Here is a 13,977-nt window from a genome sequence, read left to right on the forward strand (position 1 = left end):
CCGACCAGGAGGAGATCGCCGTGCCCACCTGCGTCGTGTGCGGCAACCAGTACGACAAGACCTTCACCATCCGCAAGGGCGATACCGAAGGCGTGTACGACTCCTTCGAATGCGCCATCCACCATCTCGAGGGTCGGCAGGGATTCGTGTAAAAACGGGCCGAAAGTGAGCTAACTGCCTGTCGCAGCTGGCTTTCTTGGCCGCTCCAGAAAATCGAGGGTTGGGCAGCACTCTCCCGCCGGCACTTGGGCGCACCGCGCTATTTTCTGTTCGAGATCCCTCTCCAGCTGTCGCAGCTCGCGGATTCGTAGACGGACATCGACGAGCTTTCGCTCGGTCAGCTGACGGGTCTGCTCGCAAGAACGTTCGCCTGTGATCTCTAGCAGGCCAGCGATCTCGTCGAGGCTGAATCCCATCATCTGAGCGCGCCGGATGAACTGAAGCCGATTGACATCGTTTTCGTCGTAACGACGCACGCCTCCTATGGGTCGCTCGGGTTGACGCAGCAGCCTACGTCGCTGGTAGTAGCGCACGGTTTCGACGTGCACATCGGCCGCCGCCGCCAGCCGGCTGATCGTAAACGTGTTCGGACGCACGGCTTGACTCCGTACCTAGGTACAGAGGCTAGTATGCTCTGATGCAAACAACCCCGGCCAAATCGTCTGTTCCAGCCATCGTTGGCGCGAGCATCGCCGCCATTGGCGCATCGGTCTGCTGCGTCGTGCCGCTGGTGCTGGTCCTGCTGGGCATCAGTGGCGCCTGGATCGGCACCCTGACAGCTCTCGATCCCTTGAGGCCCTGGTTCAGCGCCGCCGCCGTACTGTCCTTGGCCGTGGCGTTTTGGATGCTGTATCGACCGGCGGCACGGTGCGGTGTGGATGGCAGTTGCATCGCCCCGGACGCTCTGCGACGCAGGCGACGTTGGCTCTGGTTGGCGACAGCCCTCATCGTCCTGTTGCTGCTGTTTCCCTATTACATCGTCTGGATTCTGTAGGAGGCGCGATGCACAAGTGGATACTGGCCCTGGTGGCTGCTCTGTCGGTCGGTGCCGCTCTTGCGACGCCCGCAACCGTAGTGATGCTCGATGCTGAGAACATGACCTGTCCCGCCTGCGGCATCACCATCAGGAAGGCGCTGGAGAAGGTGCCGGGCGTGGCCGATGTGAAGGTGGACACCCGGGCTGAAACAGTCACGGTGACGTTCGAATCGAGCCAGACGGATGCAGCCGGAATCGCGCGTGCAGTCACGGAAGCAGGCTTCCCGGCCAAGGTGCGGACTGGCGGTGAGTGACGTCAAGCTGGAAAGCATCTTGACCTGCCCGGAGTGCGGCCATCGGGCGACCGAGACAATGCCCATCACAGCGTGTCAATTCTTCTATGAGTGCACGGGCTGTGGAGCGGTTTTGCGTCCGCATCAAGGCGACTGCTGTGTGTTCTGCTCGTTCGGAACAGTGCCATGTCCACCGATCCAACAGAACAATCCCTGTTGTGGTTGAACCGCGGACTCCGATAATAGTTGGACAGACAGGCTGCGAGATCGACTGTGCCACCCTGGAAAGCGCGCCGCTCAACCAGCGGTGTGCATGCGAAGTGGTCGACATCCTCCGTCTGCACGAGTCGATCCGGGGTGCCTTTCCGGAGTTCACGACTGATCCCGCCGTACACGCGCACTTATTTTCACCCTATGCCTTGTTCGTTGATCGGCCCGCGTTGGAGGCCATGGGACGAGTCGCGGCGGCGGTCTTCGACGTCGCAGGAAACCCGGGATATAGCCAACGGGTCCTGCAATGGGCCCCTGACATTGCAACCCATGATCCGGGTTCGGCGGGGGGCGTCCTGGGTCTGGACTTTCACCTGACGGTCGATGGGCCGCGGCTGATCGAGGTCAACACCAATCCAGGCGGTCTGCTCCTCAATGCCTTGTTGCTCGATGCCGTGCGGTCTTGCGCGCCGCCAGCATGGGCCACCTGGACCAACGCGGCCCAAGCGCGTGATGCGGCCGTCACGGCCTGGATGGAGGATGCTCGGCAGCAATCCGGGCGCACGCCGTCGCGCCTGGCCATCGTGGACAGCACTCCGCGAGCGCAGTTCCTTTACCCCGAGTTTGAGCTGTACGCGAACGCGTTTCGGGACCATGGCGTGGACTGCGTGATCAGCGCTCCCGAGGATTTGTCGTTTGGTTCGGACGGGCTTGAGGATGCCCACGGTCGAATCGACACTGTCTACAACCGGTTGACCGATTTCGCGCTCGAGGATGCCTCGCATGCAGACATTCGTGAGGCTTACCTGGCAGGGGACGTCGCGCTGATGCCGCATCCCCGAGCACACGCGCTGTTTGCCGACAAGCGCAACCTTGCGGTGCTCGGGGACCCGGCTCTGCTCGGCGGGTTCGGGGTCGATGCGGGTTCTGCGACCCTGCTGTCCCAGGTGATTCCGCCCACGGTTGAAGTCGTGCCCGGGAACCGGGATGCTCTGTGGGCAGCTCGCAACGGTTACTTCTTCAAACCTGCAGCAGGGTTTGGTAGCCGCGGCAGCTATCGGGGCGACAAGCTCACCCGGCGGACGTGGGAGTCCATGGCGCCGGCGACCTACATCGCACAGGCCTTCGCCCCACCGAGCATGCGGATCGTGCACGGGGGCCAGTCGCTCAAGGCGGATGTGCGCTGCTTCGCGTCCGAGGGGGGTGTGCTGTTGTTCGCGGCCAGGCTGTACCAGGGCCAGACCACGAACATGCGCACTCCCGGTGGTGGATTCGCAGCGGTGCTCACGACGCCACTGATCGAGGAGTGATCCCCGCCGGAGCCGGCCCTTGGGGTTGTGTCGGGGCTACAGCCAGGCCAGAGCCGATTCGGCCAGCTCGCGTTCCTCATCGATCGCGACGTTCCATATGGCCGGCCCGATTCCGCGATCGATCCGCGTAGCTCCTGCATCGTTCTCGTTAGGGGCCAGCGCCAAGCCGAGCCACCCCAAGCGCCCGACGATGCGAGCCCGCAAACCGGGCGCGCGATGGCCGATACCGCCGGAAAAGACGACATGGTCGAGTCCGCTGATTCCCGTGGCCATGGCCGCGATGGACTGCGCAATGCGGACTGCGAAGAGCTCGACGGCAAGCTCGGCTTGCGGACCGGGGGCCGCGAGCAACACGCGCATGTCGCCATGCCCGGCGATTCCGGCAAGGCCTGCACTGCGATAAAGGCCATCTTCAAGTGCCTGCGCATTCAGACGCTCGTGCCGTAGCAAATACAGCAATGCGCCGGGATCGAGATCTCCGGAGCGGGTAGGGCTCGGGATTCCACCCAGCGGAGTGAGCGCCATGGTGGTGTCGCGGCTGCGGCCGCCCTCGACGGTGCTGACGCTACAGCCGCCCCCCAGATGCGCGAAGACGGCGCGGCCCTTCAGGATTCCAGCGTCGTGGCTGGCCACTATGCGGAGCGCGGAGGCGAAGGCGAGTCCATGGAAACCGTAGCGGCGGATGCCCAGCGCATCCCATGCTTCAGGGACAGGCAAGCGCCGGCTCCAGGGCGCGAGCGACGCGTGGAAGTCGGTGTCGAAGGCCACGCCTTGACGCGCGTGCGGCCAACGCAGGCGGGCGGCACGCGCGAACGCGAGGGCTACCGGCTGGTGCAAGGGCGCAAACGGCACCAATTCATCCAATTTCGCGAGCACGGTTTCGTCGAGCTCGCGGGCATCGTGCAGGTCACCGCCATGTACGATCCGGTGCACCACCACGTCGGGGCCGGGCCACGGCTCCGACAATGCCTCGAGCAGGGTGGCAAGGCGCTCCTGCGCATCCACGCCGACTGGAATCTCGGCCCGGGAGCGCTCGACCAGGCGAGACTGCGCGCCGGGTCCCTCAGCGTTGAACAGATAGAACGCGCCCTTGAGGGTGGACGAGCCAACGTTGAGTGCGAGAAGCCGGCGCGTGGTCACAGGTGTCGCCAAATCATGCTCATGGGGACCGCACCGCCCGGCGCAACAACTGCGCATTGATTGCCACAACGACGGTGCTCAGCGACATGAGCACTGCCCCAAGCGCAGGTTGCAGCAGGATCCCCCATGCGGCGAGAACGCCAGCGGCGAGAGGGATGGCGACGATGTTGTAGCCGGCAGCCCACCACAGGTTCTGGATCATCTTGCGATAGGTGGCCTTGCTCAATTCGATGATCGCTGGCACATCGCGCGGGTCGCTGCGCACGAGTACGACGTCGCCGGCCTCGACCGCGACGTCCGTCCCTGTGCCGATGGCGATGCCGACGTCGGACGTGAGCAGCGCCGGAGCGTCATTGACACCGTCACCCACCATCGCGACGCGCTTGCCCTGGGCCTGCAGCTCCTCGATCTTTGCCACCTTGTCCTCGGGCAATACCTCGGCGAAGACGGTGTCGATGTTGAGTTCCTTCGCGACCGCGTTTGCGACCGCCGTGGAATCACCCGTCAGCAGGACAACCTCCAGTCCTTCGTCGTGCAGCCGCTTGACCGCGTCGAACGATTCGGGACGGATGGCATCCGCGATCGCAAATACGGCGAGCACCCGGTCGCCTTCCACCAGGTAGGTTGCAGATTGACCATCGGCTGCCGCTGATTCGGCAGCCCGCCGAAGCGTCTCCGGCGGTTCGACCGCGAGCATTCTCAACAGACCCGGCCCGCCAACGTGAAGCGAGCGCTCCTCGACGACTGCGCGCACGCCGCGTCCCGGCATGGACTCGAAGTCCTGCGACATCGGAACGTCGATGCCATGTTCCTTGGCGCTGGTCATCAGCGCCTGCGCGATCGGATGTTCAGCGTCGCGCTGGACCGACGCGGCCACGCGAAGCACCTCGTCGTCGGTGAGTCCATCGGCGGCAGTGGTCTTCACGACGCGGTGCGAACCGAGCGTGAGCGTGCCTGTCTTGTCGAACACGACCGTGTTCAGCAAACGGGCCTCTTCCAGGCCGCGTCGATCGCGCACGAGCAGGCCGTTCCGTGCGCCAATCGTGGTCGAGATGGCGGTCACCAGCGGGATGGCCAAACCCAGCGCATGGGGACAGGCGATCACGAGCACGGTCACTACGCGCTCGATCGTGAAGCTCCACGGTCGACCGAGGAGTGGCCAGACAATGGCGGTAACCGCGGCGGAGACGATGGCGATGATCGTGAGGTAGAACGCCGCCCGGTCCGCCAGGGCCTGGGCGCGCGAGCGCGACGTCTGGGCCTGCTCGACGAGCCGCATGATACCCGCGAGCGCGGTCTCGTCGCCGGTTCCCGTCACCTCGACACGCAACGAGCCCTGTCCGTTGACGGTGCCGGCGATCACCCGGTCGCCCGTCGACTTGTCCATCGGCTTGGACTCGCCGGTGATCATCGCTTCGTTGACGGCGCTGGTCCCTTCCTTCACGACGCCGTCGGCGGGAATGCTCGCGCCGGGCCTGATGAGCAGCAGGTCGCCGCGCTTCAGTTCCGCGACAGGGACTTCCTTCGCGGTACCGGCCTCATCCAACCGCACCGCCATATCAGGCAGCAGCTTCGCGAGTTCCTTGAGAGCGCCCTGTGCCTGGTTGATCGAACGCATCTCGATCCAGTGGCCGAGCAACATGATCGCCACCAGCGTCGCCAGCTCCCACCACAGGTCCAAGCCCTCGACAACGCCGAGCGTGACCAACGCGCTGTAAAGGAAGGCGACGGTGATCGCAAGCGAGATCAGCGTCATCATGCCCGGCAGGCGATTTCTCAGCTCGTGGTATCCGCCGCGGACGAACGGCGAGCCGCCGTAGAAGTACACGATCGTGCCGAACACCGCCGGGATGTACGCCGACCCCGGGAACTGTGGTGCGGTGTAGTCGAACCAATGCTGGATCATCCCGCTCCAGATCAGAGTGGGGATGGTCAGCAGCAGCGTGAGCCAGAACTTGTCGCGGAAGCTCGCCACGCTGTGGCCGGCGTGCTTGTCGTGCCCGGCATGGACGTCACCTTCAGCACCCGTGCGGGGATGCGGCGGTTGCTCGCCGTGCGCCTGATGATCTTGATGATGATGATTGTGTTGCGTCATGGGTCTGCCTTCCTGGATGCACTGATGCGCCGGGCACCAGCGGGGAGATAGATCAGTGTTCTGTTACAAGTGTCCCGATCTGGCGATGGCCATCACCAGCCGCAGTGAGAGCAATCCCGCAGCAGCGAAAGCCACCATAGCCAGGAAAGGCATGTGACCGAACACTTGCGGGCCGTCGGAATGCAGGCTCAACAGCGCACCGCTTACGTACAGGCCCAAGGTGACCAGGGCCAACGCCAGCCGGTTGCCCGTGCGCGCGATTGCCTCCTGCGTGGAACTCAGGCCATGGTGGTGTACGGAGAAGGCGGGTCGTCCGTCGCTCAGTTGCGCCTGCCGCAACAGGTCGGTGGCGATCTGTGGCAATTGGCGCGCAGTGCGGGCCAGCCGCATGGCAAGCGGCCTGTTGCCGCTGGGGCGGCTGGCTTCGGCAATGTCGGCGATCGCGGCCGCCTGCGCGGACAGCGTCCCCAGCAGGTCCAGATCCGGATCCAGCGCCCGCAGCGTGTTCTCGACCAGGAACAGCGTCCGGATCAGGGACAGCAGGTGGGCCGGAAGCCGGAAGCCAGCGCCCTGCCCAATGCGTGCCACGCGCCAGATTGCCTCGGCAATGGACCACTGCGCCAGCGGACGGCTGGCCATCTCGGCCAGGATCAGGTGGATCTCGCGCACATGCGAGCGGCGGTCGACCTGCGGCGGGAAGAAGCCCATGGCGATCGCTGCATCCAGCACGCCCTCGGCGTCGTCGGCCGCAATGGCCTCGACCATGCCGCCGAGCGCGAGCCGGGATGCAGGGTCGAGCACGCCGATCGAGCCAAAGTCATGCAGGCACAGGCGACCGTCGTCAAAGAAGAACAGATTCCCCGGGTGCGGGTCGGCATGGAAGACGCCGGCGCCGAAGAGCTGATGCACGTAGGCACCGAGCAGCGCCCTTGCCAGTGCGGGAGCCGCCGCCGTTCCATAAGCGGCTTCCAGGCGGGTGCCGTGGCTACGATCCTGGACCAGCACGTCGCGGGTGGCGTAGGGCTCAACGACATGTGGCTGTGTGATGCCGGGCAGGGCATCGAGCACCTTCGCCATGCGGCGCATGTTCTGCGCCTCGTGACGCATGTCGATTTCATCGCGCAGGAATGCGCCCAGCTCGTCCACCAGTTCGAGGGGGCGGTGTCGCTTCAGAGGCGGCCAGATCCACTGGGCTACGCGCAGCGTGCGTCGAAGCAGCCGCAGGTCAGCCTGCACTTGAGCGTGGATGCCGGGCCGGGTGACCTTGACGACCACGTCGCGACCGTCATGCATGCGTGCCGGATGGATCTGAGCCACCGACGCGGCGGCCAGCGGATGGTCATCGAAGCTGGCGAAAAGCTCTTCGACGGAGGCGCCGAACGCCTGCTCGACCATGTGTCTGGCCTGGTCAGCAGGAAATGCCGGCACGTCGCTGTGCAACCGCGACAATGCCTCGCGATAGGGCGCCGGCAGCAGGTCCCAGCGCAGGCTCAAACCCTGGCCCAGCTTGACGAAGGTGGTACCCAGCCCCACCAGGGTGGCGCTGACGTACGCGGGAAGCCGTTCGGGTCTGCGTCGGCGCAGGCGCAACACCGCGACCCCGAGAGTCAGTCCGGCCCAGGCGATCTGGCCTCCGCGGCGCACCGTGCCCGCCATCAGCGCGGGGTCCTGGCCGGCCGGCTCACGATGCCGGCCCCGCTTCCGCGCGCAGGATGGCGGTCGGATCGCCGCGACCATCCACGGCCGCCAGCTCCGCTTCGGACAGCAGGTTGTCGCGGGACTCGCCGAGGACGCCCGCAGCCGCGTCAACTACGTGCGCCCAGGTGCTGCGGTTGGCGAACAGCAGGCCCGGCACGTCCAGTGTGCCGCCCCGGTTGACGAAGCCCAGCGCCGCGGTGGTGGTGGGGCCGGTGTCGAGTCGGCGCAGCGCACCGAGGAAGGGCTCCGGACGGGTGTGGGTAACGAATACGCGCGGCCGGCCCACCGGAAACAGCGCTTGGACCGCACTGTCGGAGTGCACGTACCTTGCCTCCTCCGGATCGCGCGGGGCGCGAAATCGGCCGGGTTCGGCGAGATAGACGATCGCGGCCGACATTCCGCGTGCGGCCAGACGCGCCTGTGCGCGGCGCACTTCCTGCAGCTGGTACGCGCCGGTGGCCACCAGCAGGATCGCCGCCGTCTCCGGATCGCCGGCGAGGCATGTTGCGCCGGTCTCGGCCAGTGCCTGGGCCTGCTGCGGGGTCAGCTCATGAGGCACCGGACGCTTGGGAACGACCAGTGTGGTGACCGTGCCCCGTTGCGCGTAGGCGCGGGCGAGGGCGGCGGCAGCGCCATTGGCGTCCGGCGGGAACACCACGCGCGAAATGTCGGCCATTTCGCCCATGAGTGCCTCGGCCATGGTCGGATCCTGGTGGGACTGTTCGTTCTTCGCGTTCTCCCACGTGTGTGAGGTCAGCACCAGGGGCACGCCCAGCCAGCCGGGTGGGCGCCCGGCCTGGGCTTGGTGGCGGGCGAAGATCAGTTCCTGACGTACGGCGCCGAGCATCTTCGGTGCAAACGCCTCGTAGGTGACCACCAGGTTTAGCCCGCCCTTGTTGCCGAGCGCCGCGCAGACCACGGCTTCTTCGTTGAGCGCAGTGATGACCGCGCCGGTTGGCGATTCGGCGACGCCGGGCTCGGGCTCGTGCACCCGGTGCTTCATCGCGTCCAGGGTCCGGTCGAGCTTGTTGCTGCGCAGCTCATCGGGATTGCCCACGCGCACCCGCAGTCCCGGATTCGCCTCGGCGATGGCGACGAACTGCTCGTCGAGTGCGGTCATTGGCGAGCTCTCACCGCCGGCGCCGCGGTCGGCGATCGCCGGGACGCGGGGCGGTTCCACCTGGCGATCGGCCAGCGCATGGTCGCGCTCGCGCACCCGCTGCTGGAGATCGTGGCTGTTGAGTGCGGCAACGGCCTGCTCGAGCTCCGACGCGGCCACGAACAGCGCCGCTGCGCCTTCATTGAAGAGCGTGCGCGCCGCGGCATCCTTCGCCGGATTCCCCGGCAGCGGCAAGTTGTGCGAGGCGTTGGTCCCGGCGCCGGGGAAGCCGAAGCCCTTGACGGTTTCGGCGATGCCATAGGGCAGCCGCACGTCGGCGGGAACAGCGGCGCCCGCTTGCAGGCGCGACTCCATCACGTGGATGCCCCACGCGATGCTGGCCGGATCGCGCCCGTCCAGCGCGATCGGATCAAAGCCGTTCAATCGCAGGTGCCGGTCCAGCCACCGCTCGCCGCCCTGCTGGGTGATCTGGCTGCGCTGTTCGATGCGGCGCCCGTTGAGGATGATGATCGGGCTGACCAGTCCGCTGTCCTCGGCGCGCCACCAGCGTGGCGCCCAGTCGCTGCCACGCTGTTCCTCGAACGCACCGTCGCTGAGGAAGGCGACCAGGCGTTCATCCTTGAGCGGCGCATGCACGTACTGCAGCTCGGCAAAGCCGAGATAGCCGCCTTCCATCACGCCCCCGGCGGTGTGCGCATTGACGTGGGAGCCGAGGGGCGACGCCGGCGTTCCGTCCGGATTGAGGGTGTAGGCATAGAAGTCGCTTACGAACCGGCTCAGCCCTTCGCCGGTGCGGTCGTAACGTTCGGCGTGCCGGTCGGTCATGTTGCCAACCAGCACGTTCAGCGCGTCGATGGCGGCCACGCAGTGCCCCTGGCCCATCATCCACGCGCGGGTGACGCCATCCAGGGAATCCATCAGCAGGTAGCCGGCGTAGGCGGGCACCATGTTGAGGGACCCGCCGGTGTGGCCTTCAGGCGTGGTCTTGAAATCATCGACCTCCAGGGCCGCGCCGTCGGTACGAACGCGCTGGCTGTAGGTCATGTGCGCCACCAGCCACATGCCGGCGCTGGTGACGCGGTCGGCCGCGGCGAGCCGCTGCCATGCGGTGCCGGCATCCGGCGTGCGGCCCAGGGCGACCAGCTCGTGCACCATCTGGCGGACCCGGAGCTGGGTAAGCGGGTCATGTCGGATCACCCCGTAGCCGGCCGCCCAGTGGGCGAACGCGGGATCGGCCTGCCGGTGGGCGTCGGCGAGTTCAAGGATCCGCTGGCGCTCGGCGGCCGACAGCTGGTCGGCGGTGCAGCAGTTGAGATGCAGGTTCATGGGTCCTCCGGGGAATCGGTCGAAGCGGTCATCAGGGTCGATGCCGCGGCGGCGAGGTCCGCACCCAGCGCGATGGCGTTGGAGGGGTGGGAAATGGTGTCAGTGCTGACGATGCGGGCCAGGCCCGCCTCCTGCAGGCGGGCATAGGCGTCGCCTGCGAACACCGGATGGATGGCGACCAGCAACGGCGACGGCAACGACAACCGGCGCAGGTGTGCGAGGGTCTCCAGGATCGTGTGGCCGGACGACACGATGTCGTCGATCAGCACCGGAGTCCGACCAGCCACGGCTGCCGGGTCGGGCAGGCTGACGCGCACGTCGTAGTCGCCGTGCCGCTCCTTGGCCAGCACCTGGTAGGGCATGCTGGACAGGGCGGCGATGTCCGCTACCCACTGCTCGCTCTCGCTGTCAGGGCCGATCAGCACAGCGTCGGGGACGGTCTCAGCGATCCAGCGGGCCACGGCCGGCGTCGCCGATACGTGGACCGTCGGAATGCGGTAGAGCGACTGCAGGCGCTCGACGCGGTGCAGGTGCGGGTCCACGGTCACCAGCCAGTCGAAAGCCTCTTCGAGGAATTGCGCAAACAGCGGTGTACTGACCGCCTCGCCGCGATGGAAGCGGGTGTCCTGGCGCATATACCCCAGGTAGGGTGCGATGAGGCCGACCGAACGAGCCCCGAACTCGCGCGCGGTCCGGGCGGCGAAGCGCAACGGGAGGGCCGTGGCATCGGCGTTGCGCAGGCTGGCCAGGAGCGCCACATCGGCTCCGGCCAGTGCGTCGTCCAGGGTGACCAGCGACTCGCCATCTGGGAAGTGCCGCCAAGCCACGGGTGCAATGCGCGCCTGCAGGGGCTGGTTGATGTTGCCGGCCAACACTGCATCGGCCGGGAATGGCATCAGCACACGGGTCATGGAACCTCTCCAAGCACAAAAGGTTGCAGCGTCACGGCGTGCTCCAGGGCGTAGGCCAGTTCTCCCGGCGACTCCGCATGCAGGGTGAGCAGAGGTTGTCCCCGCTCGACCGTATCGCCGATCCGCAGACCGGTTTCGAGGCCGGCGGTGGGGGATGTCGGTGCGCCGGCCAGCTTGGCCAGTTTGGCCAGCCTGCGGTTGTCGATCACCGCGATCCGACCCGATGCGGTTGCAGGGACGTCGGCGGTGAATGCTGCCCGCCGCGGTTCGCGGAAGCCTCCCTGGGCCTCGCAGATCGCCAGGAACTTGGCCAGCGCCGCCCCGGAATCCAGCACGCCGCGCGCGCGCTCCAGTCCGGTGCCGGCGTTGCTGCCCGCTTCCATGTCCAGCAGCGCCGCGGACAGCGCAAGCGCGCGTTCGCGCAGGTCGGCGGGTGCATCGGCGGCGTTGCGCAGCACCTTGAGCACATCGTGCGCCTCGAGCGCCGGGCCGATGCCCCGGCCCACCGGCTGGGTGCCGTCGGAGCGATGGATGCCCAGCTGCAATCCAAGCGCAGCCGCGGTGTGCGCAAGCCGTGAGCCCAGACTGTGGGCCGCAGCCTCGCTGCGCACCTTGGCGGTTGGACCCACGGGCATGTCGATCAGCACGTGGGTGGAGCCGGCGGCGATCTTCTTCGACAGCACGCTGGCGACCAGTTGGCCGTCGCTGTCGAAGTCCAGCGGCCGCTGCACCCGGATCAGGATGTCGTCGGCCGGGCTCAGGCGCACGTTGCCGCCCCAGACGATGCAGCCGCCCTCGCGCTCCACCACCCGCCGCATCGCCGCCAGGTCGAGCGCCACCGGCGCCATCACTTCCATGGTGTCGGCGGTGCCTGCCGGAGACGTGATCGCGCGCGACGAGGTCTTCGGAATGCGGTAGCCCAGCGCGGCCACGATGGCCACCACGATCGGGGTGGTGCGATTGCCCGGCAGGCCGCCCACGCAGTGCTTGTCCAGCACCGGCCCTTCGCCCCAGTCCAGGCGCTGGCCGACGGCGATCATGGCGCGCGTCAGCGCGGTCGTCTCCGCGTGGTCCAGGCGGTCGCCGGCGCTGGCTGTGACGAACGCGGCAAGCTCCAGGTCCGACAACCTGCTTTCCATCACGTCTTGCACCAGGGCAAGGTACTGCGCGTCGTCCAGCCGCGCGCCGAATACCTTGGCCCGGAGCGCGCCTGCCGACGACGCGGGTTCCGCATGCCCGACCCAGGCCAAGGCATCGGGCATGGGATCCAGCAGCGTCCACGCGGCCTCCGACAGGGCTATCTCATCCAGGCCAAGCCGATCGTCGACAACCACGTTCAGCGTCGCCACCAACGTGCGGGCGTCCACGTCCAGCCTCACGCGTGTCATCGCGGCAAAGCCCTCCGAGCGGCAGACTTCGCAGTCGCGATGCATGTAGACCACCGGCTGCTGGTAGGTGTCGATGCCGGCACGGGTGACGCGCAGGCGGGTATGGCCTGCGGCCTGCCCGGTCATTGCGCATCCTCCAGTCCCACGCGCTCCAGGTGCTCGGGCACGCGCGCCCGCCAGCCCAGCTCGCGCTGCACGCGCCCGTGCAACGTGTCGGCTGCATCGGGCTCGCCATGGGTGAGATAGACGACGCGCGGCGCGGATGGCGCGGTGCGCATCCAGTCCAGCAGCTCCCCGGCGTCGGCGTGGCCGGAAAAGCCTTGCAACTGCACCACCTCGGCGCGGATGGGCACCTCGCGACCGAACATGCGCAAGCTGGGCTTGCCCGCCGCGAGCGCGGCACCGCGTGTTCCACCGGCCTGGTAGCCGGCGAGCAGGATCGCGTTGCGGTCATCGGGGCCGAACGCCTCGATGTGGTGAAGCACGCGTCCACCGGTGATCATGCCGCTGGCGGAGATGATGATCATCGGCCCGCGCTGGCGGTTGAGCGCCTTCGACTCTTCCACCGTGTTGACGAAGGTGGCCACGTCGAACATCCGCTGGCAGTCCTCTTCGGACACGTGGTGTTCGGAATGGTGGGCGTGGTAATGCCGGGTCGCGTTGATCGCCATCGGGCTGTTGAGGTAGACCGGCACGCGGGGAATCTCCTTGCGCTCGCGCAGCCGGGAGATATGCAGCATGAGCGCCTGGGCGCGGCCGATGGCAAAGGCGGGGATGACGATCACGCCCCCGCGGGCGGCAACGCGGCGGATGATGGGCGCCAGTTCCGCTTCCTGGTCGATGGGAATGTGTTCGCGGTCGCCATACGTGGACTCGCAGACCAGCACGTCACAGGCGGGCAGCGGCGTGGGCGGATTCATCAGCGATTCCTGCTGACGCCCCAGATCGCCACTGAAGTGCAGACGCTGGCCCTGGACGTCCAAGCTGAGGTGTGCGGCGCCCAGGATGTGGCCGGCGGGATGGAAGCGGACCTTGAAGCCCGACGCGACCTCGATGTCGCGCTCGTAGTCATGCCCCTTGAGCTGCTTCAGGCTGCGGCGGGCGTCCTCCTCGGTGTAAAGCGGTCGAGGTTCCTTGTGCTTGGAGTACCCCTTGCGGGCTGCGTATTTCGCCTCTTCTTCAAGCAGGTGCCCGCTGTCGGGAAGCAGCAGGCCACACAGGGACACGCTGGCGTGGGTGCAGTGGATCCAGCCGCGGAATCCCTGTTTGACCAGCGCGGGCAGGTAGCCCGAATGATCCAGATGGGCGTGGGTCAGGACCACCGCGTCGATGGACGCCGGATCGACTGGGAACGGTGCCCGGTTGCGGTCGCGCAGCTGCTTGTAGCCCTGGAAGAGACCGCAGTCGACCAGCACGCGCTGGCCATTGGCCTCGACCAGGTAGCGCGATCCGGTGACGGTACCGGCGGCACCGAGGAACTGCAGCGTCGGGCGGGAAGTCGAGGTCATGA

13 protein-coding genes are annotated in these 13,977 nt (G+C 67.1%); 5 read left to right on the forward strand and 8 right to left on the reverse strand.

Translation table 11 applies throughout. The features are described 5' to 3' along the window. Positions 1-20 precede the first annotated feature (20 nt). Complete coding sequence (locus tag Q0863_RS13085; RefSeq protein ID WP_298578774.1) at positions 21-152, forward strand: hypothetical protein; 132 nt, start codon at positions 21-23, stop codon at positions 150-152. An 18-nt stretch (positions 153-170) separates the two neighbouring features. Here the strand turns inward: Q0863_RS13085 and Q0863_RS13090 are convergent, their stop codons facing one another. After that, the gene (locus Q0863_RS13090; protein ID WP_043766636.1) at positions 171-596 is read right to left on the reverse strand and encodes a MerR family transcriptional regulator; all 426 of its coding nucleotides are present in this window, start codon (positions 594-596) and stop codon (positions 171-173) included. Between the two features lie 41 nt (positions 597-637). Between Q0863_RS13090 and Q0863_RS13095 the strand changes: the two genes are divergently transcribed. From Q0863_RS13095 to Q0863_RS13110, 4 genes are all read left to right on the forward strand, one after another. Continuing rightward, entirely contained in the window at positions 638-994 is a 357-nt protein-coding gene (locus Q0863_RS13095; protein WP_017355168.1) for a mercuric transporter MerT family protein, read from the forward strand. 8 nt (positions 995-1,002) lie between these two features. Next, a complete protein-coding gene (locus Q0863_RS13100) occupies positions 1,003-1,290 on the forward strand; it encodes a heavy-metal-associated domain-containing protein (protein WP_017355169.1) in 288 nt (95 codons plus the stop codon). Then, positions 1,283-1,495: a GDCCVxC domain-containing (seleno)protein gene (locus Q0863_RS13105; protein ID WP_080354540.1), complete on the forward strand. Its 213-nt coding sequence runs from the start codon at positions 1,283-1,285 to the stop codon at positions 1,493-1,495. Before Q0863_RS13100 ends, Q0863_RS13105 begins: the two co-directional genes overlap by 8 nt. A gap of 94 nt (positions 1,496-1,589) precedes the next feature. Then, entirely contained in the window at positions 1,590-2,789 is a 1,200-nt protein-coding gene (locus Q0863_RS13110; RefSeq protein WP_298578812.1) for a hypothetical protein, read from the forward strand. 36 nt (positions 2,790-2,825) lie between these two features. On the opposite strand, the gene Q0863_RS13115 is transcribed toward Q0863_RS13110, so the two are convergent. The 7 genes from Q0863_RS13115 to Q0863_RS13145 form a co-directional block, all read right to left on the reverse strand. Further along, positions 2,826-3,929 (reverse strand): hypothetical protein, encoded by a 1,104-nt coding sequence (locus Q0863_RS13115; protein ID WP_298578814.1) that lies wholly within the window; start codon positions 3,927-3,929, stop codon positions 2,826-2,828. Between the two features lie 19 nt (positions 3,930-3,948). Further along, on the reverse strand, positions 3,949-6,024 hold the full coding sequence (locus Q0863_RS13120; protein ID WP_246069695.1) for a heavy metal translocating P-type ATPase: 2,076 nt from the start codon (positions 6,022-6,024) through the stop codon (positions 3,949-3,951). 63 nt (positions 6,025-6,087) lie between these two features. Then, positions 6,088-7,680 carry an AarF/UbiB family protein gene (locus Q0863_RS13125; protein ID WP_298578820.1) on the reverse strand — a complete coding sequence of 531 codons (1,593 nt, stop codon included), beginning with the start codon at positions 7,678-7,680 and terminating at the stop codon, positions 6,088-6,090. Positions 7,681-7,705: 25 nt separating this feature from the next. After that, the gene (locus Q0863_RS13130) at positions 7,706-10,168 is read right to left on the reverse strand and encodes a xylulose 5-phosphate 3-epimerase (RefSeq protein WP_229823122.1); all 2,463 of its coding nucleotides are present in this window, start codon (positions 10,166-10,168) and stop codon (positions 7,706-7,708) included. Then, positions 10,165-11,079, reverse strand: coding sequence for a ribose-phosphate diphosphokinase (locus Q0863_RS13135; RefSeq protein WP_096209550.1), 915 nt, complete (start codon positions 11,077-11,079; stop codon positions 10,165-10,167). Before Q0863_RS13135 ends, Q0863_RS13130 begins: the two co-directional genes overlap by 4 nt. After that, on the reverse strand, positions 11,076-12,593 hold the full coding sequence (locus tag Q0863_RS13140; protein WP_298578840.1) for a thymidine phosphorylase family protein: 1,518 nt from the start codon (positions 12,591-12,593) through the stop codon (positions 11,076-11,078). The genes Q0863_RS13135 and Q0863_RS13140 overlap by 4 nt, the downstream gene beginning before the upstream one ends. Beyond that, positions 12,590-13,975 carry an MBL fold metallo-hydrolase gene (locus tag Q0863_RS13145; protein WP_298578842.1) on the reverse strand — a complete coding sequence of 462 codons (1,386 nt, stop codon included), beginning with the start codon at positions 13,973-13,975 and terminating at the stop codon, positions 12,590-12,592. Before Q0863_RS13145 ends, Q0863_RS13140 begins: the two co-directional genes overlap by 4 nt. Between the last annotated feature and the right edge of the window lie 2 nt (positions 13,976-13,977).

This window comes from uncultured Luteimonas sp. (assembly GCF_947492465.1).
Classification (GTDB): Bacteria; Pseudomonadota; Gammaproteobacteria; order Xanthomonadales; family Xanthomonadaceae; genus Luteimonas.

Bases quoted from the DNA above. Each gene is read 5' to 3' on its own strand.
- Q0863_RS13095 (WP_017355168.1), top strand. From the start codon at position 638: ATGCAAACAACCCCGGCCAAATCGTCTGTTCCAGCCATCGTTGGCGCG.
- Q0863_RS13100 (WP_017355169.1), top strand. From the start codon at position 1,003: ATGCACAAGTGGATACTGGCCCTGGTGGCTGCTCTGTCGGTCGGTGCC.
- Q0863_RS13120 (WP_246069695.1), bottom strand. From the start codon at position 6,024: ATGACGCAACACAATCATCATCATCAAGATCATCAGGCGCACGGCGAG.
- Q0863_RS13125 (WP_298578820.1), bottom strand. From the start codon at position 7,680: ATGGCGGGCACGGTGCGCCGCGGAGGCCAGATCGCCTGGGCCGGACTG.
- Q0863_RS13130 (WP_229823122.1), bottom strand. From the start codon at position 10,168: ATGAACCTGCATCTCAACTGCTGCACCGCCGACCAGCTGTCGGCCGCC.
- Q0863_RS13135 (WP_096209550.1), bottom strand. From the start codon at position 11,079: ATGACCCGTGTGCTGATGCCATTCCCGGCCGATGCAGTGTTGGCCGGC.
- Q0863_RS13140 (WP_298578840.1), bottom strand. From the start codon at position 12,593: ATGACCGGGCAGGCCGCAGGCCATACCCGCCTGCGCGTCACCCGTGCC.
- Q0863_RS13145 (WP_298578842.1), bottom strand. From the start codon at position 13,975: ATGACCTCGACTTCCCGCCCGACGCTGCAGTTCCTCGGTGCCGCCGGT.